Genomic DNA, 23252 nt, shown 5'->3' with positions numbered 1-23252 from the left:
CGATTTGTCTGCCACGGTGCCTTGCCCTGTCTTTTTCAGGCGATTACAGCAGGCGGAGTTTTCGGAGACAGCCATGCCCAGCGATACATCTCAGCCCTCATTCGTGCTTGTTCGACCACAGATGGGCGAAAACATCGGTGCCGCCGCGCGGGCAATGTGGAACTTCGGGCTTGATCGGATGCGGATCGTGGCCCCACGGGATGGGTGGCCGAACCCCAGGGCGGTGGCGATGTCCAGTGGGGCAGGGCGGTTGTTGGACGAGGCACAGCTGTTCGACGACCTGGCCGGATCGTTGGCCGACAGTACCTTTGTATTTGCCACCACAGCGCGGCAGCGCGGATTGACCAAGCCTGTTTACAGCCCCGAACGGGCGATGCAGATCGCGGCACAAAAAGTTGCGGCAGGCGAAAAGGTCGCGGTCCTGTTCGGCCCGGAACGCGCCGGTTTGGAAAATGAGGATATCGCCAAGGCCAATGCAATCATCTCGGTGCCGGTGAACCCGAAGTATGCCTCGCTGAACCTTGGACAATGCGTATTGCTGACCGCCTATGAGTGGATGCGTCAGACCGAAGATGTGGTGCATGAGGCCACCGATCTGGGCAAGGGCGATTGGGCTACGGGGATCGAGGTCGAAAAGCTAGTCGAACACTATGAAGACCGGCTTGACGCAGCCGGGTTCTTCTACCCGCCCGAGAAAGCCGAAGGGATGAAGACCAACTTACGCAACCTTTGGTCGCGGATGCGAATGACGCGGGCAGATGTGCAGATGCTGCACGGGATCATGCGTCAGATGGTCCGCTGGAAGGACAAGGGCTGAGGCTGGACCTTCGCCCCCGGTGGCCCTAGCTTGCGACGAAATCCAGGACCCATGAGGACAGCATGAGCGGTAAGCGCAGCATCTTCGAAGACGTCTCAGACACCGAAAAACAGCAGGCCGTTCAACCGGGCATGATCGATCGCGATCGCGGCGGCGCCCGACAGGCCATTCGGGCCTGGCTCATGATCCTGTTTGCCCTCGTCGTTGTCATGATCGCGGTCGGCGGGCTGACCCGCCTGACCGATAGCGGTCTGTCGATAACGGAATGGCGACCGATCACCGGAGCCATCCCGCCGATGACTGCGGCGGATTGGCAATCCGAATTCGACAAGTACAAGGAAATCGACCAGTGGCGCATCCAGAACCAATGGATGGAACTGGATGATTTCAAGGTCATCTACTGGTGGGAATGGGGCCACCGCCAATTGGGTCGCGTTATCGGGTTGGTTTGGGCCCTCGGCTTTTTCGGCTTCCTCATCGCGCGGAAAATCCCGACAGGGTGGACGGGCAAGCTGTTGATCCCGGGCGTGCTGGGCGGCGTACAGGGCGCTGTCGGTTGGTGGATGGTTGCATCTGGTGTGACACAAGGAGAAGGAATGATTGCCGTCGCCAGCTACCGGCTTGCCGTGCATTTGGGGCTGGCCTTCGTCATCCTTGGCTTTTTGGCATGGTATATCTTTGAACTGGGCCGCACGGAACGGGACCTGATGCAAGCCCGCCGTGCGAAAGAGGCGAAACTGTTCTCGCTATCGACGGGCCTGCTGCATTTCACCTTTTTGCAAATACTCATCGGAGCGTTGGTTGCCGGAATTGACGCCGGGCGGTCTTATACAGACTGGCCCCTCATCGGCGGGCAGGTGTTGCCGCCCGATATGAATGCCTTGGAACCGGTTTGGCGCAATTTCTTCGAAAGCCCCGGATTGGTGCAGTTCATCCACCGATGCGTGGGGTATCTGCTGTTTGTCTTTGCCGTCGTCGTGTGGCGGCGCGGCGGCACGAGCGCACACCCGCAAACGCGTTTCGCGTTCAATGCGGCCTTTGCCGCATTATCCCTGCAGGTTGTCATCGGCATTCTGACCGTCGTTTACGGCGCACCATGGCAGATCGCTATATTCCATCAGTTCATGGCGGTTGTGGTCTGGACGCTGATCCTGCGCGCCAGGTTCCTGACCGCATATCCCATCGCAACTTCAATCCGTGGAGCATGACCCAGATGACAGCTTTTGACGACCTGATGGCCTTCCAGCGCGAAACTTCGGCCCTGGGCCAGATAGCCGGACGTCTGGGATGGGATCAGGAGACGGTCATGCCGCGCGGCGCCGCTGCACAACGGGCAGAAGAAATGGCTGCGATCGAAGCTGTCCTGCATTCAAGACGCGCGCATCCGCAGGTGGCCGAGTGGCTGGAACAGGCCGCGCCACAGGACGAAGTTGGACAGGCCCAAATTCGTGAAATCCGGCGTGCCTTTGATCGCGCCGTAAAAGTACCCGCCGATCTGGCAACCGCAATTGCCCGTGTAACCTCAGCAGCGCAGGGAAAATGGGCGCAGGCGCGGGCGGACGAGGATGTGTCTGCTTTCCTGCCGGTGTTGGAAGAGGTCGTCTCGTTAAAACGGCAGGAAGGTCAGGCCCTGGCGCAGGGTGGCGACATCTATGACGCGATGGTCGAAGATTATGAACCTTATACGACCGGGGCGCAGATCGCGGCGATATTCGACGAAATGCGCCCGCGGCTGGTTGCATTGCGCGCCGCCGTTCTGGAACGTCCGTCACCCGCTGCACTGCGTGGCAGTTTCAGCGAGTTGGATCAAATGCGCTTGTCTCAGAAACTGGCGGTCGCATTTGGATATGACCTGAACCGTGGACGCGTCGACAAGGCGGTACACCCGTTCAGCTCGGGCAGTGGATCGGATGTGCGGATCACCACGCGGACCGTCGAAGGCGATCCATTTAATTGCTTTTATTCCACAATTCACGAGGTCGGACACGCCGCCTATGAACAGGGCATCGACCCGGCGTTCGCGTTGTCACCGCTGGGTCGCGGTGTCTCGATGGGGGTCCATGAAAGCCAGAGCCGGATCTATGAAAATCAGCTGGGCCGGTCCCGTGCTTTCACGGGATGGCTGTTTGACCAGATGACCGAGGTTTTCGGGGATTTTGGGATCGCGGACGCGGATGCGTTCTACGGTACCGCCAACCGCGTTCACAACGGTTACATCCGAACCGAAGCGGATGAGGTTCAGTACAACCTGCACATCATGCTCCGCTTCGATCTGGAACGGGCGCTAATGGCCGGGGACCTTCAGGTGGCCGACCTTGAGGCAGCATGGAACGACAGGTTTTATGCAGATTTCGGCTATGCGGTGGACAAGCCGTCGAACGGGTGTTTGCAGGATGTCCATTGGTCGGTTGGCCTGTTCGGCTACTTCCCGACCTATTCTCTGGGCAACGTCTATGCCGGATGTCTTTATCAAGCGTTGCGTCCAGCTGTGCCGCAGCTGGATGATCAACTGGCCAGCGGTGACACGTCCGGTGCCACGGGTTGGTTGCGCGAAAACGTTCAAAAATTCGGCGGTCTTTATGCTCCGCGTGACACGATTGCCCGTGCAAGTGGCATTGAGCCGGGGCCGGACCCATTGCTGAGCTATCTCGAAGCCAAATTCGGTGATCTTTACGATTTATGATTCCCGGTGCCTCGGAAGCGGGTTAGCATTGGTTGACCCGCAGCATGGCCTGGGAGGCAACGATGACCGGCAACGCGCGTAAGAAAGCCAGCGACTTTGATCCTCGGATACTCGAGATTTTCGATGGGTATGTGCATGGCACCATGTCCAAACGTGAATTCATCGCCAAAGCCGGGCGGTACACCGCCGCCGGCGTGACCGGAGCAATGATCTTGGACCAGTTGCAACCCAATTATGCCTGGGCCCAGCAGGTCGCACCGGATGATCCGGACATCGAAACCATGATCGTGGCATTCGACAGCCCCGACGGGCATGAACAGACCAGTGGTTTGATGGCCATGCCAGCAAATGCCGAAGGCAAGCTTCCTGCCGTATTGGTTGTGCACGAAAATCGAGGGCTGAACCCGTATATCGAAGACGTTGTACGCCGCGCCGCCAAAGCCGGTTTTTTGGCCTTTGGTCCAGATGGTTTATCTCCATTGGGGGGGTATCCCGGCACGGACGAAGAAGGACGCGAGATGCAGCGTTCAATGGATCGTGAAATGCTGATGGCGGATTTCTTTGCTGCCTACGAGTTTCTGCGCGACCACGACATGTCGACCGGCAAGATTGGGGCGGTTGGTTTCTGTTACGGCGGCGGCGTTTGCAATGCGCTTGCGGTGGCTTATCCCGACCTGGCGGCCTCAGTTCCGTTTTACGGGCGTCAGCCACCGGCAGAGGATGTTCCCTCAATCGAAGCGCCGCTGATGATCCACTACGCCGGTCTGGATGAACGCATTAACGTTGGATGGCCGGCCTATTCAGACGCCCTGAAGGCCAACCAAAAGAAGTTCAGTGTTCACTTCTACCCGGATGTCAATCACGGGTTCCACAACGACACCACGCCACGGTACGACGAAGCGGCCGCCAACTTGGCCTGGAACCGCACGATCGCGTTTTTCAACAACTACCTGACCTAAGGTATTGAAAACAAAAAACCCTCACCGAACATACCGGCGAGGGTTCTTCTTGGTCAGACGGGAAAGACTATTCTTCGTCTTCCTCGCCTTGGTCTGCAATCCACGCGACGCTGACGACCTCTTCGCCTTTGCCGGTGTTGAACACCTTCACGCCGCCCGCGCTGCGCGACCGGAAGGAAATACCGTCCACAGGCACTCGGATCGACTGGCCTTTGGACGTCGCCAACATGATCTGGTCGTCAATCTCGACCGGGAACGACGCCACAAGAGCGCCGCCGCGCATGGCCTTGTCCATCGCGGCAACGCCCATGCCACCGCGGCCACGTACTGGGTAATCGTGGCTGGAGCTCAGCTTACCCGCGCCGCCCGTGGTGATCGTCAGGATCAGGTTCTCGGCTGCCGACATCTCGGCATAGCGTTCCTGCGTGATCACGCCGGGCGCGGCTTCGTCCTCGTCGGTTTCACCATCATCCGCGATACCCGCAACAGCACGGCGCATCTTGAGATAGGCAGCGCGTTCGTCCGGGTCGGCCTCGAAATGGCGGATCACGGACATCGACACCACGCGGTCGCCATTGGTCAGCTTGATGCCGCGCACGCCGGTGGATTCGCGTGAGTTGAACACACGCACATCGGTTGTGCGGAAGCGGATGGCGCGGCCAGAGTCGGTGACCAGCATCACGTCTTCATCTTCCGAGCAGATGCGTGCGTTCACAAGCTCCACATTTTCGGGCAGTTTCATGGCGATTTTGCCGTTGCGGCGGACGTTGGTGAAATCCGACAGCCGGTTCCTGCGCACGTCGCCTGCGCTGGTGGCGAAGACGATTTGCAGGTTCTCCCACTCGTCATCCGGCACATCGACGGGCATGATTGCCGCGATGGAGACACCCGTGGGGATCGGCAGGATATTGACGATCGCCTTGCCTTTACCGGTACGGCTGGACTGCGGCAGACGCCAGGTTTTGAGCTTGTAGACCATGCCTTCGGTCGTGAAGAACAGCAGCTGCGTATGGGTGTTCGCGACGAAGAGGTTGGTAACCACATCCTCTTCCTTGGTCTGCATACCCGACAGGCCTTTGCCACCGCGCTTTTGAGCGCGGAAGTCGGCCAATGGTGTGCGTTTGATGTAACCGCCCGACGTGACGGTCACGACCATATCTTCCCGCTCGATCAGGTCCTCGTCTTCCATATCGCCGGACCAGTCGACGATCTCGGTGCGGCGGTCGACGGCGAATTGCTCACGAACGTCTCGCAATTCATCGGCGATGATGCCCATGATCCGTTCGCGCGAGGACAGAATGTCCAGATATTCCTTGATCTTGGCAGCCAGTTCTTCCAGCTCGTCCGTGACCTCTTTGACGCCGAGTTGGGTGAGGCGTTGGAGGCGCAGGTCGAGGATGGCGCGCGCCTGAACCTCGGTCAGGTTATAGGTACCGTCGTCGTTCATCTTGGACAGAGGATCGTCGATCAGGCGCAGATAGCCCTCGATCTCAGCCGCGGGCCAGCGGCGGGTCATCAGCTTTTCGCGCGCTTCGGCAGCGTCGGCAGACGAGCGGATGGTGGCAACCACTTCGTCCACGTTCGACACGGCCACAGCCAGACCACACAGAATGTGGCTGCGTTCGCGGGCCTTGCGCAGGTCATAGGCGGTGCGGCGGGCAACAACATCCTCGCGGAAGTCGATGAAGGACGTCAGGAACCGGCGCAGGGTCAGTTGCTCGGGGCGACCGCCGTTCAGGGCCAGCATGTTGCAGCCGAACGAGGTCTGCATGGGTGAGAAACGATAGAGCTGGTTCAGCACTACCTCGGGCGTTGCGTCTCGCTTTAGTTCGACCACCACGCGCACGCCGTTCCGGTCAGATTCGTCCTGCACATGCGAAACGCCCTCGATGCGCTTTTCGCGCACGGCTTCGGCGATCTTTTCGATCATCGAGGCCTTGTTCACTTGATAGGGAATCTCATCGACAACGATGGCGTAACGGTCTTTGCGGATTTCCTCGACGCGAGTCTTGGCGCGGATAATCACGCTGCCGCGGCCTTCAAGATACGCCTTGCGCGCACCGGACCGGCCCAGCATGACGCCGCCGGTTGGAAAATCCGGGCCGGGCACGTATTCGATCAGCTGTTCCGAGGTCAGGTCAGGATCGTCGATCAGCGCCAGTGTCGCGTCAACAACTTCGCCCAGGTTGTGCGGTGGGATATTCGTGGCCATACCCACGGCGATGCCACCTGCGCCATTGACCAGCATGTTGGGGAAACGGGCGGGCAGGACGGTCGGCTCTTTGTCCTTGCCGTCATAGTTGTCCTGAAAATCGACCGTTTCTTTTTCGATATCGGCTAGCAAGGACGCTGCGGGTTTGTCCATCCGCACCTCGGTATAGCGCATGGCCGCCGGGTTATCCCCGTCCATCGAGCCAAAGTTGCCCTGACCATCCAACAGCGGCAGCGACATCGAGAAATCCTGCGCCATCCGCACCAGCGCGTCGTAGATCGCGCTGTCGCCGTGCGGGTGGTACTTACCCATCACATCGCCGACCGGACGGGCCGACTTGCGATAAGCCTTGTCATGGGTATTTCCGGTTTCGTGCATCGCGTACAGGATTCGGCGATGAACCGGCTTCAGCCCATCCCGCAGATCGGGGATCGCGCGGCTGACGATGACGGACATCGCATAGTCCAGATAGGACGTGCGCATCTCGGATTCGATGGACACCGTTGGGCCGTCATAAACTGGGCGCTCGGGCGGGGTTTCATCCATGTTTTCGGGGATTTCTGGCGTATCGCTCACGTAAACTGCCCGTTCTTTGTGCAGACTCTATATCTTGTGGATGTATCTTATCAGACCCGGCACATAAGGTGCAAGCAAGCAGCGTTTTTTGCTCGGAATTCCCCGGTAACATCCGAGTAACATATTGTTATCCAAGACATAGGTGTTTTCCGTGTTAGCCTGAAGGGACCTTTAACGAATTCGGAGGTCTGCATGGAGCAAAGCGAAACAGAGTTAATGCTCAAGGGGTACGGGCTGACCACGGCAGAATTTTTCTACCACATGCCCGATTATATTCACGTTCTGAATACGTTTATCTGGCAGGAATACGATCTGGCGCCAGACCATCCAAGGTTGTTCAAATTCATAGAATTCTGGCAGCGCGAAATCGAAGGTCCGTTGCACTCGGTGAAATTCACGCATCGCAAAATGATCGCACCCGGGGAATGGCGGAACTTGGTCGGCGAGTTTCGATTGAATTAGCGGATCAGCCGACACGCCAAGCGTAAACCGAGCAGCCTGTCGATCCGCTGCTGGTAAAGCTGTTGCCGTCCTCGGCCAGACGACCGCGCCACTTGACGGTGATCCCGGGAAAATAGTCCGTACCGCTAAGTTGCTGATCGTTCAAATAAACGACGGTGTTGGCGTTTTGACCCAACGAGTCTGACAATTTGCCCGTGTATTTATTTCCGCCGGAACGCGTGTAGTTGACGGACCCGGTGACTTTGACCAACAGCGCACAGGTCGCCTTGTATTGCCAGCTTCCCGCAAGTGAAACGGACGTCTTGGCGGTTGTTCTGGCAGGCGCAGAGGCAACGATCGTGCAAACGCGTCCGGTCTTTGCCTCCAACTCTGCCAAGGCGTGCCGCGTGCCCAGATCATCGGCCCCCAGTTCGGATCCACTTTCCGAAAGATAGGTCGCAAATGCCTGTCTGGTGTTGGGGCCAGCGATCCCGTCAGCGCCGCCAGCACTGCACCCCAGTCGGTTCAACGCAGATTGCGTCGCACGCATGACTTCGATGTCATCATCAACAATTAGAATGTCGCTTGCTCGCGCGGGGGCTTCGTCGGTTTGAATTGCAGGTGATGCGCTCGCCAAATCCTCGCGCAACTGCAACGCAACCTTATATGAATAGTCTTCGGATTGATCTGCGTATTTCTCGAGGAACGTATCGAACGCAGCCACGGTTCCAACGGACCTGGCAAGGCTCAAATCGGCCCGGATGCCCGGCGCAGGAGCGGCGGCGATTTGCACATCGTCTGTGTCCAATTTGGCGGGTGTAAAATAGAATTCACCCAACAATTCATCATAATAGGCAGGCACTTGGTTGTGTTGAACGGTTTGCGATAAGTCGCGGACTTCGGTTCGAAGACCCGCAACCATGCTGCGCAGCTCGAGCCCGGGTTCGGACAGACGGGGCAACAACGCCCGCGTGAAAACCGAGTTTTGTGCAGCGTCATCATCGCTTAGACGGTCCAATGCCATCTGACCGGCACCTGCGGAGAATATCACGAACATGCCTTGAGGGGCGTTGATCCGCCCCAAACCCCGTGTACCGCCGATGCTGCGCCCATGCGTTGTTTTGAAGGGGTTATCCCGGCAGGCGTCAATAATGGCGATCGACGTGCGCGCACCTGTGGCCCGAACACGATCCAGCAGGTTCGACAGGGCGATGGACTCGGACTTGATAAAGTCAGATTCACCTGCCGTGGGCGTAGCGATATCGGTGGGTAAAAGGTAGTTTTCGCCGTCGATCTCAACGCCGTGACCGGCAAAGAAAATGAACGCGGTGTCACCTGCCTCCAGACGCGATGTGAATTCGGAAATTCGCTGGTTCATACCGCGCCGATCAAGGTTCACGCCCGTAAAAGTCTCAAACCCTAGGTTTTCAAGTTTTGATGTTACAGCCTCCGCATCTGCAACGGCCTTTTGCAGATCCACAACCGAGGCGTAGTCGTCATTGCCGATGACCAAAGCCAACCGGTCCTGCGCCAATGCCGGCGCTGCCACGACCATTAACCAAATAAACAATAACCACTTCATGACTGCGGCCTACCTTTTCAGAACCTTTCCGCCGGTATAGCTTACTCGGCGTAAAGCGCGCAGTGAAATCGGTCACTTACGTGAATTTGGCCATCTCGCGAGCTTCAAGCAGAACAACTTGCCCCGCCGAGGACGCAGAACTTTGCGCAATGAGGGTGGTTCAGATGTACGTCCTCCTCTGCGTCTGCCAAAGTGTGCCCCATTTCAAACTCGGGCGAATAGGGCAGCAACGTACATGCAAGAACGGCCGGTTTGTCGGCCCCCTTGCGTTTGATCACCATGCGAGAACTGGCGCACATAACGGCTTCGGGTGATTTGTTCAAAATGCCCCAACATGCTGTGGTGATCTCCGGCACTTCGACGGTTTCGTCCATCTCGGGAAACAAAACGGTCGCGCCCGGATCTGCCGCGTCGATCTCAAAACCATGCGCGTCAAAGAACGCTTCATATCCGGCCCGGCTTTCGGCATCGGTATCGCCCCAGACGGTCCGCCCCGCAACCGCCATGCGAAACCCGTTGTCGCGCAGCCACTCCATGCCGGTCACGGTCTTAGCAAAACTGCCCGCGCCCCGCTCTTCGTCATGCAGGTCCGGGCGGTAGTGGTCGACCGATATGCGCAGGGTCAGTTTATCATTGAAGTCGCGCTGCAACGCCAGCAACCCGCCGCGCACTTTCGGACGCATCATTGGGGCCATGGCATTCGTGAGGATCAGCACGTCGTACCCGCGTTCAAGCGCGGCGCGTGTCATGTCGATCATTTGCGGGTTCATGAACGGCTCGCCCCCGGTAAATCCAATCTCGCGAACCGGCCAGTTGCGGGATTCGATCTGGTCCAAGTAATCCGCGACCTCGGCTGCGGTGATATAGACCAACGCGTCATTTGTCGGGCTGCTGGCGATATAGCAGTTCACGCATTCGATGTTGCACAACGTGCCGGTATTGAACCAAAGCGTTTCAGGGTTTTTCAGCGCAACCGTCGCGCGGGTTTGACCGTCGGCTGTCACCAATTTGTTTTCAAACTTGCCGATATTGGCGACCCGAGGGGCAGTGTCCTTCATTTCCGTATCCGGATTTTTGCGGTGCTCAAACAGATGTAGTCGTTAACCGAGCAGCGTGGAAGGCGAATAAACCGTATCTGACAGAGTTTTGATGAAGCAGAAAATTTGGCAAATGGTTGCGCTAACATTGGACATGTGATGAGGGGCAAGGTAAGGACAGGCCATGGTTTCTCGCGTCATACCAGTTGACCCTTTCGATCTGGTCATTTTCGGTGGAACCGGCGATCTGGCGCAGCGCAAGATCCTGCCGGCATTGTTTCGTCGATTCTGCGCTGGTCAATGGTCTGACACCACGCGGATCATCGCGGTTGCACGCAGCCCGCACGGAGCCGACGGGTTCAGGCAGATCGTGGCTGGGTCGTTGCAGGACCTCGGACATTCGCGCGACACGGCGACGCTGACCGAGTTTCTGTCGCGGATAGACTACGTTCATTTGGATGCGCATTCGAATGATGGGTGGCACGCGCTGTCAGATAGGGTGCAAGAGGACCGGGTCCGCGCGTTTTACTTCTCGGTTGGGCCAGAATTATTCGCACCCTTGGCCGAACGCATTCAGGCAAACGGCTTGGTCAACGCAAAGACGCGCATCGTTGTTGAAAAGCCATTTGGGCATGACCTAAGCAGCGCGAAAGATCTGAACGCCATTCTGGCGGCACGCTTCGATGAAAGCCAGATTTACCGCATTGATCATTATCTGGGCAAAGAAACCGTCCAGAACCTGATGGCGGTCCGGTTCGGCAACATGTTGTTCGAGCCGCTTTGGAACAGCCAATACGTCGATCACATCCAGATTACGGTTGCCGAGACCGTCGGGATTGATGGGCGCGAGGAATATTATGAACACGCCGGCGCCATGCGCGACATGGTGCAGAACCACCTGATGCAGTTGCTGTGCCTTATCGCGATGGAGCCGCCGGCCAAGTTTGATCCGGACGCCGTGCGCGACGAAAAGCTGAAGGTGATCCGCGCACTTGATTCCGTGGAACCCCACCATATCGTGCGCGGCCAATTCTCGGCAGGGCCTTTGGGTCCCAGCTATCGCGAGGTTGTTGGCAACCCGCGTTCGACCACGGAAAGCTACGTGGCGCTGCGGGCGCATGTCAGCAATTGGCGGTGGGCAGGAACGCCGTTTTATCTGCGCACGGGAAAGCGTCTTGTTGCACGCTCATCGGTCATCAATGTGATGTTCAAGGACGCGCCGCACTCGATTTTTGGGGAAGAGGCAGGGCGTCACGCGAATGTGCTGTCGATCCGTTTGCAGCCGAACGAAGGTATTACCCTGCGCGTCACGATCAAAGAGCCGGGGCCGGGGGGGATGCGTCTGGTGGATGTCCCATTGGACATGAGTTTTGCAGACGCGCTGGGGCCGGAAAATCAGGACCCGCCCGGCGCTTATGAACGGCTGATCATGGACGTGATCCGGGGAAATCAAACCCTGTTCATGCGCGGCGACGAAGTCGAGGCGGCTTGGGCATGGACCGATCCCATCATCGCCGGGTGGCAGTCACGGGGCGACGTGCCCAAACCATATGACAGCGGCAGCACTGGGCCCGGCGACGCCGAGCTGCTGATGAAACGGGATGGTCGCCGGTGGCAGGGAATAAAGCCATGAAAATTCAGGAATATGCCGATCGCGATATGCTGGCCATCGACGTTGCGAACGTTTTGGCCGGGGAAATTGAAGCAGCCCTGTTGCACGATGAAAAGATAGCGTTTGCCGTGCCGGGCGGGACTACTCCGGGGCCGGTTTTTGATGGCCTGTGCGCCGCTGACCTTGAGTGGGATCGTGTACGTGTTCTGCCGACTGATGAGCGTTGCGTGCACAGCGAAGACGACCGATCGAATGAAAAACTGATCCGGCAGCGGTTATTGACCAACCGGGCTTCGGTTGCCGAATATGTGCCGCTTTACGTTCCGGGTCGGGCGCCCGAGGCGGCTTTGGCGGAAATCGAGACCCTGATTGCGCCGGTTTTACCGCTTTCGGTGTTGGTGTTGGGCATGGGCGAAGACATGCACACCGCGTCTTTGTTTCCGGGTATGGAAGGGTTGGATGCAGCGCTTGACAGCAACGCGCCGACCTTGGCGGTCGCGCGGACCGAAGTTCAACCTGAACCGCGCATCACTCTGACCGCTCCGGTTCTTGATGGGGCCCTGTCGAAACACCTGATCATCTTTGGCGCAGCCAAGCGAAACGCTCTGGACCGCGCGATGGGCTTGCCGCCCGAAGAAGCCCCAATCGCGGCCGTTTTGAGTGGCATGACGGTACATTGGGCGGAGTGAAAACGATGAAGCTAAACGTTCTGAAATCCCTGGCCGCCAATCATGCGGACCTGCGCATTCTTGATCTGTTCGACGCTGATCCCGGACGTGCGGGGGAATTTTCGGCCTCCACGGGTGACATGCTGTTCGATTATTCCAAAACCGGAATAGACGAGGCGGTTCGTGCGGCTTTGGTGCGCCTTTGCGACGACGCCGACTTGTCCGGGCGTCGTGACGCCATGTTCACTGGCGAAAAAATCAACGAAACAGAAGGCCGCGCTGTCCTGCATACAGCCCTGCGCAATCTGGATGGTGGCCCGGTCGAGGTCGACGGGCAGGACGTTATGCCCGGTGTTCTGGACACCCTGCAGCGGATGCGCGTTTTTGCCGAAGAGGTGCGTGGCGGCACGTTCAAAGGGGCAGGGGGCAGCTTTACCGATGTCGTCAACATCGGCATCGGCGGCTCGGACCTGGGGCCGGTGATGGCAACGCATGCGCTGGCTCCGTATCATGACGGGCCGCGGGTTCACTACGTTTCCAATGTGGACGGCGCTCATACCGCGGATACGCTGCGTCAGCTTGATCCGACGCGAACGCTTGTCATTGTTGCGTCTAAAACCTTCACAACGATTGAGACCATGACCAATGCCCGCACGGCGCGGGCGTGGATAAAGGATGGCGGCGGCGATACCGGCCGCCAATTTGCGGCGGTGTCCAGCGCGCTGGACAAGACAGAGCAGTTTGGCATCCCTTCATACCGCGTCTTTGGGTTCGCCGATTGGGTTGGCGGGCGCTATTCGGTCTGGGGGCCGGTTGGATTGCCGGTGATGATTGCGGTTGGCTCCAATGCGTTCGACGCGTTTTTGCGCGGTGGTCAAGCAATGGATCTGCACTTCCGCGCGGCTGACTGGGCGGAAAATGTCCCGGTGATGCTGGCGCTGGTCGGAATTTGGCACCGGCAGGTGCAGGGTCATGCAAGTCGCGCGGTTCTGCCTTATGACCAAAGGCTTCTGCGGTTGCCGGCCTATTTCCAGCAGCTTGAAATGGAGTCGAACGGAAAATCGGTAGCGATGGATGGAAGCCCGTTGACGATGTCATCCGGCCCGGTGGTATGGGGTGAGCCCGGCACAAACGGGCAGCACGCGTTCTATCAATTGATCCATCAGGGAACCGACACCATCCCGTGCGAGTTTATGGTTGCCGCCGATGGTCACGAGCCGGAATTGGCCCATCACCATCGGTTGTTGTTGGCAAACTGCCTTGCACAGTCCGAGGCGTTGATGCGTGGACGAACGCTCGACGAGGCGCGCGTCTTGATGACGGAAAAAGGATTGCAAGGCGACGAGTTGGATCGGCAGGCCCGGCACCGTGTTTTCGCTGGCAATCGTCCCTCTACCACACTGATTTACCCGAAACTGACGCCTTTTGTGCTGGGCCAGATCATCGCCCTTTACGAACATCGCGTTTTTGTCGAAGGCGTCCTGTTGGGCATCAACTCTTTTGACCAATGGGGCGTTGAACTGGGTAAAGAGCTGGCGACTTCCCTCGGACCGATCGTAGACGGCGAGGTCAGCGCATCCCACAAGGACGGATCGACGGCGGCTTTGGTCGATTACGCGCTTCGCCATCGCGAATAATCCCCCGCAATAGCGGCATCGCGCATTCTTTTATTGTCTGACAATTGATTCCTTGGCAGGTTTGTCGCCATGGGAGGAGACGCACGCTGCCTACGGACGCAGTTTGCGCGAAAACGGTGGCATGCGCTGTAACGGCCGTTCGCCGACTAGGGGAGGATGTCCATGCTGGGACAGATGATGACGCAGCCACTGCTGATTTCGTCACTGATTGATCACGCCGAACGCTACCACGGCCAAACCGAAGTCATCTCGGTCGAAACCGACGGGATGGTGACAGAAACCAACTGGGCCGAGGTGGCGCAAAATGCACGTCGTCTGGGATCAGCCCTTACCCAATTGGGGCTTCAGCCGCAGGATCGGGTCGGCACGCTGGCCTGGAACAATCGGCGACATCTGGAAATCTACTTCGGAGTATCCGGCGCCGGGTTTGTTTGCCATACAATCAACCCCCGCCTGTTTCCCGAGCAGCTGACTTACATCATAAACCATGCCAAGGACCGGGTTCTTCTGTTCGACGCGACATTTCTGCCTTTGGTTGCCGGCTTGCAGGAACACCTGACCGAAGTCGAACACTTCGTCATGATGGGCCCTCGTAGCGACGAGGCACTCTCGCAGGTTCCCAATGTCAAATTCTATGACGAACTCGTTGCGACTGGCGACTCTGAGTTCGAATGGCCGGACCTGGATGAAAACACCGCTTCCAGTCTGTGCTACACCTCTGGCACGACGGGAAATCCCAAAGGGGTTCTGTACTCGCACCGCTCAACGCTGTTGCACAGTTTTGGATCAAACACCCGCGACGTGATTGGCTTTTCGGCCATGGACGTGGTGATGCCGGTGGTTCCGATGTTCCACGTCAATGCCTGGGGCTCACCTTACGCCTGCGCCATGTCCGGCTCGCGCATGGTTCTGCCGGGGCCCGGCCTGCACGGAGAGGCACTGGTCAATCTGGTCGATACTTACGGCGTGACCCTGGCTTTGGGTGTGCCGACAATCTGGCAGGGTCTGTTGGCCCATGCGGCCAAATCCGGATCTCGGCTGACCAGCCTTGTTCGCACTGTTATCGGTGGCGCCGCGTGTCCGCCTTCAATGATCGAAACCTTCCGAGAAACCTATGGGGTCGATACGGTTCACGCGTGGGGAATGAGTGAAATGAGCCCGCTGGGCACCACGAACTTTCCTTTGGCAAAGCACCGTGATCTTCCCATTGACGACCAACACAAACTGCGCGAAAGTCAGGGCCGTCCGCCATATGGTGTCGAGCTTAAAATCGTGGATGACGACGGGAATGCGTTGCCACAGGACGGCGAGACGCAAGGCGATTTGATGGTTCGCGGACACTGGGTGCTGGACAGTTACTTCCAGATGCAGGACGAGGATTTGTTGGACAACGGTTGGTTCGCAACTGGCGACGTGGCCACACTTGATCCCGATGGCTACATGACCATCAGGGATCGCTCGAAAGACATCATCAAATCCGGCGGTGAATGGATCAGTTCGGTGGAACTGGAAAACATCGCCGTCGCCCACCCGAAACTTGCCACAGCTGCGGTCGTTGGCGTGGAACATCCGAAATGGGGCGAACGGCCGATCTTGGTGGCCGTAAAGGCCGAAGGGGAAGACCCGGACGAGCCCGAACTGCTGGGGTTCTTCGAAGGAAAAATAGCCAGTTGGCAAGTCCCGGACAAAGTCGTTTTTGTGGAAGCGTTGCCGCTGAATGCAACGGGCAAAGTCCTAAAGCGCACGCTGCGCGAGGACTTTAAGGACACTTTGATGGGATAGAATAGGGGGAATTGGCTCCGGCGGTAGGGATCGAACCTACGACCAATTGATTAACAGTCAACTGCTCTACCGCTGAGCTACGCCGGAACGGTTCGCGCCGTATATCAATCCGGTTTCTGTGCGTCCAGAGGGCCCAATGGTTTTTTTGACGAAAAACGCGCGTGTTTCCATCGACTACACCGGCCGGGAAAATCAGTGTTGGATTGAGGGAAATCTGGCTCCGGCGGTAGGGATCGAACCTACGACCAATTGATTAACAGTCAACTGCTCTACCGCTGAGCTACGCCGGAACTGAGGGCGCGTATAACAATGCGGATTCCGGTCGTCCAGAGGGGAAGTGCATCCCGTCCAAAAAATCTTTGAATCACTCCAACAGATGAAACTTTGCGGTGACAGCCAATTCCGGTTCCGGACGGACGCGGGATCGCCCGGCCAGGTCGACTAGATGCGCAAACACGTTGCGTTCGGCGGCAGGCAACAATGCTTTTGGCGTATCGAAATAGATTTTATGCGTCAGCTCACCCGCCGTGGCTGGACCGTCTTTGAGCGCTGCCAAAATCTGAGCTTCACGGCTCATTCGGTGTTGGATCAGCCAGTCAAGGCGTTCCGCTGGAGCGTCTATTGGCGCACCGTGGCCGGGGTGAAAGACTGACCAGTTTCGCGCTCGCAGCCTTTTGCAGGCCGTCATGAAGTCGGTCAAATCGCCATCGGGTGGCGACACCAATGAACTTGCCCAGCCCATCACGTGATCGGCGGTAAAGCAAACATCACCCCACGCCAGCGCGATATGGTTGCCCAAGTGCCCCGGCGTGTGAATCACCTCCAACGCCCAACCGTCACCTTCAAGGATTTCTCCGTCTTCCAACTCTGTGTCAGGGCGAAAGCTGGTGTCGATCCCTTCGCCGCCGCCTGCCAGCCCCTGGCGTGCCAGCCGGGCCATGACCGGACTGCGCCCCGCATCCGGCCCACCGAAAGCCAGCACCCGAGCGCCGGTTTTCTGCGACAAGGGCGCGGCGAGCGGAGAGTGGTCCAAGTGGCTGTGCGTCACCAGAATATGGCTGATGCGCTGACCCGGCTGCAACGCCTCCAGAATCGCCATCTGATGGGTTTCGTCCAACGGGCCCGGATCAATCACCGCGACATCCCGCTCGCCGATGAGATAGGTGTTGGTTCCCCGATAGGTCATGGGAGAGGGGTTGGGCGCCAGAATACGCCGGATACCGGGGGCAAGCGCAATCGACCGACCTGTTGGCGGGTTGAAATCGTCCGGAGCCTGCATTCTGACCTCTTTCTCTTACCCTGCCAGCCCGCTAGGTTTAGCGCATGTCGTTACACTGGCTCAAACCTTATATGCCGCGCAGTCTATATGCCCGAGCAGCGTTGATTCTGGTTTTGCCGGTGATCGTGGTTCTGCTGGTGGTCGCAGTGGCATTTTTGCAAAAACATCTTGAGGATGTGACTGCCCAGATGACCTTGACCGCCGTGCGTGAAGTGACCCTTGTGACAGAGGCGATGCAGGGAACCGAAACGCAGCAGCAGGCTCTGGCAGCGGTGCGCCCTGATCTGGTGGCGCTGCAAATGACCGCCCGGTTTCTTGGGCCTAACGAAGAGCCCGAAATCGGGGGGCGACGCTGGTACGATTTCATCGCTCCGCAGGTCGAAACCGAGTTGCAGACCAAGTTGCCCGACTTTCTGGATGTCGCCCTGCCAAGCGGCCAGACTGTGCGGCTGTATCTTCAGACAGATCTTGGCGTGCTGGAATTGACGTTTGACCGCAGACGGCTCTCACCCGCTGCGCCGCATCAGTTGATTGTGACAATGGTGTTTTTTGCCATCCTGATGACGACAATCTCATTTCTGTACATGCGAAACCAGTTGCGGCCGATAACTCGCCTAGCTGCCGCAGCGCAGGCCTTTGGTCGCGGTCGCGTGGTTCCCTATTCACCGAGCGGAGCGATAGAAGTCCGCGCCGCAGGCAGTGCCTTTCTGGACATGCGCACCCGGATCGAGCGGCAGATGGAGCAACGCACATTGATGCTGTCCGGCGTCAGTCACGATCTGCGCACGCCGCTGACGCGGCTGAAACTTGGTCTTTCGCTTTTGCCCGAGGATGAGGCTGGGCCACTTCTGAAAGACGTTGACGAGATGCAATCCTTGCTGGATGCGTTTCTTGAGTTTTCTCGCGGTGCGGCGGAGGGCGCGCCGGAAACGATCACGCCGGAACCTTGGTTGCGACAGATTACCGATGACGCCCTGAGAGCTGGACAGAACGTTGAATTGGTCTCGGTCGAGGGGCAGGGGACCGCGTCGCTTAGTCCGACTGCAATGCGACGGGCAGTTGAAAACCTGATCGGAAACGCGGTCAGATACGGGACCCGCGCTGAAATTGGTCTCAAACTGACACCGAAATCCTTGCGTATCCGGGTCGAGGATGACGGCCCCGGCATCCCGGTTGACCAGCGAACAGAGGCGGTCAAACCCTTTACCCGTCTTGACCCTGCCCGAAACCAGAATCAGGGCAGCGGCGTTGGGCTTGGCCTTGCAATTGTTGCAGACATCGCGCGCGCGCATGGCGGCGCATTGCGGCTAAGCAAAAGCGAGTCTCTGGGCGGGTTGTGCGCAGACATAATCGTGGGTCGATAGTAAAAAAAGTTTGCGCAGGCAACCAGACCGCTCCTGATCCTAAGACTTCCTTTTTCCATATGTGAAGAACGTCACTTCTTTTTCCCTCAAGATCGCTGATGCTGAGGGCATCGGAGATTCGGGAAGGTGTCAAAGTGGAAAAAATATTCCGCAAAATCAAAGTAAAGGCAGCGGCGCAAACTGTCGTAGATCATCTGAAGACATGGACGGAGGCCCAGTTAGGTCTTTTCGCGCCTCAGCCCGTCCGCTGCAGCGTTCCTTTGACCAAATCCACTGGCAGAGACAGTTCGAAGGCCAACACCAAGCCCAAGGATGTGCTGAACAAATATATCGCGCCGCGTGGATAGCCGGCGCGGGCAACCAATGTTGGGTCGACGCACAAAGGTGCGGTTCGGCACAGGGCAGACATAAAAGCGCGACGATTGCCGCGAGAATGGATTGAGCATCTGGTTCTCGTGCCGCGCGATACCGATCACCGCCGACTCGCAAATGCTGGAGAGTGAAAGGCGGTGTGAGAGGGGCTGGGCGAGGGGGTTTTGACCAGCCCCTCTCTTTTGTCAGATGGCGAAGCAAAAACCACGCCGCGTTTTGCCGACAACCAGTGATCAAGACTGCGCCAATCCAAAGGGCTGGTCTATCGCGGCGCTGCCCGCGCCTCTGCACAAACGGGCCGCACTGATCATCGCCAGCATCTTTGGGGTCATCTGCGTCACCATAGTGAGGTCGCGCCGATGAACCCGATTTCGTTGTTTTTCGGTACCGGGTTTCGGGCAATGATGCGGTCGGTCGTTACCGGCCTGATGCTGTCTTTTCCGTCAGACACGATGGCGCAGAACTGCGCCCCGCGTGATGATGTCACCAAGAATCTCGTGGATAACTATGCGAAACTCTGGTTTCCGCTGGTCTGCAAAAAACGGCTGGCAATCAAATTCTGATTGAAGTGTGGGCGTCCGAAGAGACCGGCAGTTTCACGATTCTCATGACAGGCCCGACGGCATCAGTTGCATCGTGGCTGCGGGTTCCAACTTTTTCAAAGTGCCCGTATCGGAAGATTCTGAAGGCGATCCGACCTGAGCCCGATCTTCCGCCAAAATCAGGGCAAATCCTGCCAGTTCTGCGGACAATAGGTCGACATCCGCCGCACATGATGTGAGCCATGCCGCTGGTGGCGTGATGATCAAGGTTATGAGTTGCGTGAGGAGGCAAGGGACCTCACTTATGAGATAGAACCAAGACGAAAACACTAGTTTTATGGAAAACCAACAATCACAAAGAAATGCACTACCGTTCGATATTATCGAAGAGGAAGCCAAATTAGCTCACTCCATCCACAGAGATGAATTTCGATTCATAAACCAAGCCGCCATTGAGGCATCGGCAACCGCTGCCAAAGCTCTGTTAATTACAAACGGCGGTGCCGTAATCGCTATGCTGGGCTTCGTGGCCACAATATCCGGAGGAAATGGAGACGTTCGGCTGGACATTTACGCGGCATCAGATGCCCTTATCTGGTTTGCCTCAGGGGTTGCCGCATCTATACTGGTGTCGCTCCTAGCTTATCTCGTTCATTACTTTCAGGCTGAAGCCGAAGCTGCGAAAACGTACTCTTGGAATTACCCCTATGTAATACAATTGAAAGGTTCAGAGAGGTTTTGGCGGGCGCGCAATTACACACATCTTATTGCGGTTATAACGGCAGTTGCAGCTCTAATTTGCTTCGTTAAAGGGATCGTAGCTGTATCAGATCTTATTGCCACAGCCACGACAGTAGGTGGTGCCAACTGCCACGGTCAATTTGGAGGATGGTGGTTCTTCTGTCAGAGTTAACAATAAGGATCAGCCATGCGGTTCTTTCTTTTCATAACCTCACTCAGTTTGCTTGCTGAGTTTAACGCGGATGTGAACGGTGAGCCTACCGTGGTCGGATGTTTCATTCGAGGGTTAGATGCGGTCGATAAGGGCCGTTGCAAAGGTTCGCAATAAGGATCCGAGCATGAATGACGATTACAAATTCCCGATCAATTTCCTAGAGAACGGTAACGTTGTGACAAAAGACGACGAGCACATTGGAACATGGGGTACCGATGAGTCAGACGCTTTTTTCGAGTTTACACCAAATGGTGCCTCCGAGCCGTTGTTCAGTGATCCGTTCATGGGTTCACTTGCGCAGTCAATCCTGCAATGGCTCGATTCAGAAAGTTTACAATAGGGAGCTCTTGCCGCTTCTCCATGTCTGCCTCATATCTGCGGCATGACAGCTTGTTCCTACCGAATCCCCTATGACCTGTGCAAAGAACTGGAATCCCGCCCGCTTGACGAATGGGATGGGGCTCTACGTGCTTGGGCGAAGTCCCAAGGGTTGACGCTCAAAATCCAGTGGTGCCGGCAGTTGCAGATCAAGGAAGCGGAACTGCACGCCCGCAGGTACGCAGCCAAGCCCCAAGACCGCTGGATGGCCTTCAAGGAATGGCTTGAGCGTCATGATGTGCCCGCGCCGGATAAACTGCCCCAGTGGGCGGAGATAAATTGAAGTATTTGGGGACTGCGAATCCACCGGAAACGCGGGGTCGTCCGTTATCTAAGTGCTTGATTTCGTTTGTGCGGGCATTTCTACCCTGCGGGGCAATAGGTTGCAATAAAATCAACACCTTAGCGTTTATTATGGTAGGCCCGGAGGGACTCGAACCCCCAACCAAAGCGTTATGAGCGCTCTGCTCTAACCAATTGAGCTACAGGCCCGCCTAGGCGCCTTGGGTATCACGATCATGGCCCGCGTCAAGCCTGACCGTTGCAACAAACCGCACAATCGACTAACCCGCGCCCAAAGCATTCTCAAAGGACCAGTCATGACAGCGGGCAAGAACGGAATCACCTATGCGGACGCGGGTGTGGATATCGACGCAGGGAACGCGCTGGTCGACCGGATCAAGCCGGCGGCGAAGCGGACCAACCGTTCCGGGGTGATGAGTGGTCTGGGCGGTTTCGGCGCACTTTTCGACCTCAAGGCCGCCGGTTACACCGATCCGATCCTGGTCGGAGCCACGGACGGGGTTGGCACCAAACTGCGGATCGCGATTGATACCGGCATCGTTGACGGGGTCGGTGTTGATCTGGTCGCGATGTGCGTCAACGACCTGATCTGTCAGGGTGCGGAGCCGCTGTTTTTTCTGGACTATTTCGCCACGGGCAAATTGGACACTGACACGGCGGCCCGGATTATCGAAGGCATCGCCGAAGGATGCGCCCAATCAGGTTGTGCACTGATCGGTGGCGAAACAGCGGAAATGCCGGGCATGTACCCCGACGGGGATTTCGATCTGGCGGGTTTTTCTGTTGGCGCGATGGAGCGCGGGACAGCCCTGCCTGATGGCGTACAAGCGGGCGACGTGCTGCTTGGTCTTGGCTCGAACGGGGTGCATTCGAACGGATACTCGTTGGTACGCAAGCTGGTTGAGATGTCCGGCCTGAATTGGGACTCTCCGTCTCCATTCGGTGGCGGCACATTGGGCGAGGAACTGCTGACGCCCACGCGCCTGTACGTAAAGCCCGCCTTGACCGCAATTCGCGCCGGAGGCGTTCACGCGTTGGCGCATATCACCGGAGGCGGATTGACTGAGAACCTGCCTCGTGTGCTGCCCGAAGACCTAGGTGCCGAAATTGACCTGAATGCGTGGGACTTGCCCCCGGTTTTCGCATGGATGGCGGAAACGGGTGGTATTGCCGAAGCCGAAATGCTGAAGACGTTCAACTGCGGCATTGGCATGATCGCTGTCTGCGCGCCTGACCGAGCAGAGGAACTGGCAACCCAGATGTCTGACGCGGGTGAAAGCGTCTTTCGCATAGGTGTCATCACGACTTCGGCCGGAGTCGAATATTCGGGCGCTTTGCTGTGAGCCATAAACGCGTCGCCATTCTGCTGTCTGGTGGAGGCTCGAACATGGTCGCACTGGTCGACAGCATGACCGGCGATCATCCCGCGCGGCCCTGCCTGGTTCTGTCCAATGATGCCCAGGCGGGCGGTCTGGCGAAGGCCGCTGAACGCGGCATCCCGACTGCATCCGTCGATCACCGACCATTCAAAGGTGATCGTGCGGCTTTTGAAGCCGAATTGCTGAAGCCCCTGATCGACGCCGAACCCGATATCGTTTGTCTGGCGGGGTTCATGCGGGTTCTGACCGCAGATTTCGTGTCGCGATTTCAGGGACGAATGTTGAATATCCACCCATCTCTTTTGCCGAAATACAAAGGCCTGCACACGCATGCCCGGGCCATCGAGGCGGGGGACGCCGAACATGGTTGTACGGTCCACGAAGTAACCGCCGCACTGGATGACGGTCCGATTCTGGGACAGGCCCGTGTCCCGGTCCTGACAAGCGACACGCCGGACACCCTTGCCGCTCGGGTGTTGACGCAGGAACACAAACTCTATCCGTCGGTTCTGCAGCGTTTCGCCGCTGGAAACAAAGCACCCGTCCTGCTGCCTTAAACACCGGCCAGAGATTTACACACCCCCATTATTCGGCCTATGGTCGCCTTCAACGCTCGGGAACAGGAAAAGCAGACGGGCAGTCACCTAGATACAAGAGCAAGAACAGCACGGCGC

The 23252-nt window shown here is 57.7% G+C and carries 20 protein-coding genes and 3 tRNA genes; 16 read left to right on the top strand and 7 right to left on the bottom strand.

All coding sequences use genetic code 11. From position 1 onward, the window contains the following. Positions 1-73 precede the first annotated feature (73 nt). The 4 genes from RA28_RS16540 to yghX all read left to right on the top strand — a co-directional run bounded on the left by RA28_RS16540 (position 74) and on the right by yghX (position 4459). The gene (locus RA28_RS16540; RefSeq protein ID WP_039530966.1) at positions 74-817 is read left to right on the top strand and encodes an RNA methyltransferase; all 744 of its coding nucleotides are present in this window, start codon (positions 74-76) and stop codon (positions 815-817) included. A 62-nt stretch (positions 818-879) separates the two neighbouring features. After that, a complete protein-coding gene (ctaA, locus tag RA28_RS16535; protein WP_039530963.1) occupies positions 880-2025 on the top strand; it encodes a heme A synthase in 1146 nt (381 codons plus the stop codon). 5 nt (positions 2026-2030) lie between these two features. After that, on the top strand, positions 2031-3500 hold the full coding sequence (locus tag RA28_RS16530; RefSeq protein ID WP_039531767.1) for a carboxypeptidase M32: 1470 nt from the start codon (positions 2031-2033) through the stop codon (positions 3498-3500). Positions 3501-3562: 62 nt separating this feature from the next. Further along, on the top strand, positions 3563-4459 hold the full coding sequence (gene yghX / locus RA28_RS16525; RefSeq protein WP_039531765.1) for a YghX family hydrolase: 897 nt from the start codon (positions 3563-3565) through the stop codon (positions 4457-4459). A gap of 67 nt (positions 4460-4526) precedes the next feature. On the opposite strand, the gene gyrA is transcribed toward yghX, so the two are convergent. After that, positions 4527-7217, bottom strand: coding sequence for a DNA gyrase subunit A (gyrA, locus tag RA28_RS16520; RefSeq protein ID WP_241481158.1), 2691 nt, complete (start codon positions 7215-7217; stop codon positions 4527-4529). A gap of 222 nt (positions 7218-7439) precedes the next feature. Between gyrA and RA28_RS16515 the strand changes: the two genes are divergently transcribed. Next, complete coding sequence (locus tag RA28_RS16515) at positions 7440-7709, top strand: usg protein (RefSeq protein WP_039530957.1); 270 nt, start codon at positions 7440-7442, stop codon at positions 7707-7709. Positions 7710-7713: 4 nt separating this feature from the next. Here RA28_RS16515 and RA28_RS22275 read toward each other — a convergent pair whose 3' ends face one another. Both RA28_RS22275 and RA28_RS16505 read right to left on the bottom strand, forming a co-directional pair. Next, positions 7714-9270 carry a caspase family protein gene (locus RA28_RS22275; protein ID WP_082029841.1) on the bottom strand — a complete coding sequence of 519 codons (1557 nt, stop codon included), beginning with the start codon at positions 9268-9270 and terminating at the stop codon, positions 7714-7716. Positions 9271-9374: 104 nt separating this feature from the next. After that, positions 9375-10328 carry a radical SAM protein gene (locus RA28_RS16505; RefSeq protein WP_039530953.1) on the bottom strand — a complete coding sequence of 318 codons (954 nt, stop codon included), beginning with the start codon at positions 10326-10328 and terminating at the stop codon, positions 9375-9377. A gap of 163 nt (positions 10329-10491) precedes the next feature. On the opposite strand from RA28_RS16505, the gene zwf reads away from it, so the two are divergent. The 4 genes from zwf to RA28_RS16485 all read left to right on the top strand — a co-directional run bounded on the left by zwf (position 10492) and on the right by RA28_RS16485 (position 16006). Then, on the top strand, positions 10492-11940 hold the full coding sequence (gene zwf, locus RA28_RS16500; RefSeq protein WP_039530951.1) for a glucose-6-phosphate dehydrogenase: 1449 nt from the start codon (positions 10492-10494) through the stop codon (positions 11938-11940). Further along, positions 11937-12608 (top strand): 6-phosphogluconolactonase, encoded by a 672-nt coding sequence (gene pgl / locus RA28_RS16495; RefSeq protein ID WP_039530948.1) that lies wholly within the window; start codon positions 11937-11939, stop codon positions 12606-12608. The genes zwf and pgl overlap by 4 nt, the downstream gene beginning before the upstream one ends. 5 nt (positions 12609-12613) lie before the next feature. Next, the gene (gene pgi / locus RA28_RS16490) at positions 12614-14224 is read left to right on the top strand and encodes a glucose-6-phosphate isomerase (protein WP_039531762.1); all 1611 of its coding nucleotides are present in this window, start codon (positions 12614-12616) and stop codon (positions 14222-14224) included. A 162-nt stretch (positions 14225-14386) separates the two neighbouring features. Continuing rightward, positions 14387-16006, top strand: coding sequence for a long-chain-fatty-acid--CoA ligase (locus RA28_RS16485; RefSeq protein ID WP_039531760.1), 1620 nt, complete (start codon positions 14387-14389; stop codon positions 16004-16006). Between the two features lie 12 nt (positions 16007-16018). On the opposite strand, the gene RA28_RS16480 is transcribed toward RA28_RS16485, so the two are convergent. From RA28_RS16480 to RA28_RS16470, 3 genes are all read right to left on the bottom strand, one after another. Next, positions 16019-16093 (bottom strand) — tRNA-Asn (locus tag RA28_RS16480). A 128-nt stretch (positions 16094-16221) separates the two neighbouring features. Then, positions 16222-16296, bottom strand: a tRNA-Asn gene (locus tag RA28_RS16475). Positions 16297-16370: 74 nt separating this feature from the next. Beyond that, on the bottom strand, positions 16371-17285 hold the full coding sequence (locus RA28_RS16470) for an MBL fold metallo-hydrolase (RefSeq protein ID WP_039530945.1): 915 nt from the start codon (positions 17283-17285) through the stop codon (positions 16371-16373). Between the two features lie 44 nt (positions 17286-17329). Between RA28_RS16470 and RA28_RS16465 the strand changes: the two genes are divergently transcribed. The 5 genes from RA28_RS16465 to RA28_RS16435 all read left to right on the top strand — a co-directional run bounded on the left by RA28_RS16465 (position 17330) and on the right by RA28_RS16435 (position 21179). Beyond that, the gene (locus tag RA28_RS16465) at positions 17330-18649 is read left to right on the top strand and encodes an ATP-binding protein (protein WP_039530943.1); all 1320 of its coding nucleotides are present in this window, start codon (positions 17330-17332) and stop codon (positions 18647-18649) included. A gap of 731 nt (positions 18650-19380) precedes the next feature. Continuing rightward, the gene (locus RA28_RS16455) at positions 19381-19584 is read left to right on the top strand and encodes a hypothetical protein (protein WP_039530938.1); all 204 of its coding nucleotides are present in this window, start codon (positions 19381-19383) and stop codon (positions 19582-19584) included. Between the two features lie 316 nt (positions 19585-19900). Continuing rightward, positions 19901-20476: a hypothetical protein gene (locus RA28_RS16445; protein WP_039530932.1), complete on the top strand. Its 576-nt coding sequence runs from the start codon at positions 19901-19903 to the stop codon at positions 20474-20476. A gap of 166 nt (positions 20477-20642) precedes the next feature. After that, positions 20643-20858, top strand: a complete 216-nt coding sequence (locus RA28_RS16440; protein ID WP_152612098.1) for a hypothetical protein — start codon at positions 20643-20645, stop codon at positions 20856-20858. A 42-nt stretch (positions 20859-20900) separates the two neighbouring features. Then, complete coding sequence (locus tag RA28_RS16435; protein WP_039530927.1) at positions 20901-21179, top strand: hypothetical protein; 279 nt, start codon at positions 20901-20903, stop codon at positions 21177-21179. A gap of 132 nt (positions 21180-21311) precedes the next feature. Here the strand turns inward: RA28_RS16435 and RA28_RS16430 are convergent. Beyond that, positions 21312-21388 (bottom strand) — tRNA-Ile (locus tag RA28_RS16430). 107 nt (positions 21389-21495) lie between these two features. On the opposite strand from RA28_RS16430, the gene purM reads away from it, so the two are divergent. Continuing rightward, positions 21496-22542: a phosphoribosylformylglycinamidine cyclo-ligase gene (purM, locus tag RA28_RS16425; RefSeq protein ID WP_039531758.1), complete on the top strand. Its 1047-nt coding sequence runs from the start codon at positions 21496-21498 to the stop codon at positions 22540-22542. Further along, positions 22539-23135, top strand: a complete 597-nt coding sequence (gene purN, locus RA28_RS16420) for a phosphoribosylglycinamide formyltransferase (protein WP_039530925.1) — start codon at positions 22539-22541, stop codon at positions 23133-23135. Before purM ends, purN begins: the two co-directional genes overlap by 4 nt. Positions 23136-23252: the final 117 nt, after the last annotated feature.

The sequence above is a fragment of the Ruegeria sp. ANG-S4 genome, from assembly GCF_000814005.1.
In the GTDB taxonomy this organism is placed as follows: Bacteria; Pseudomonadota; Alphaproteobacteria; order Rhodobacterales; family Rhodobacteraceae; genus Ruegeria.
The sequence above is the reverse complement of the archived record's forward strand: the minus strand, read 5'-3'. Positions and strand labels throughout refer to the sequence as shown.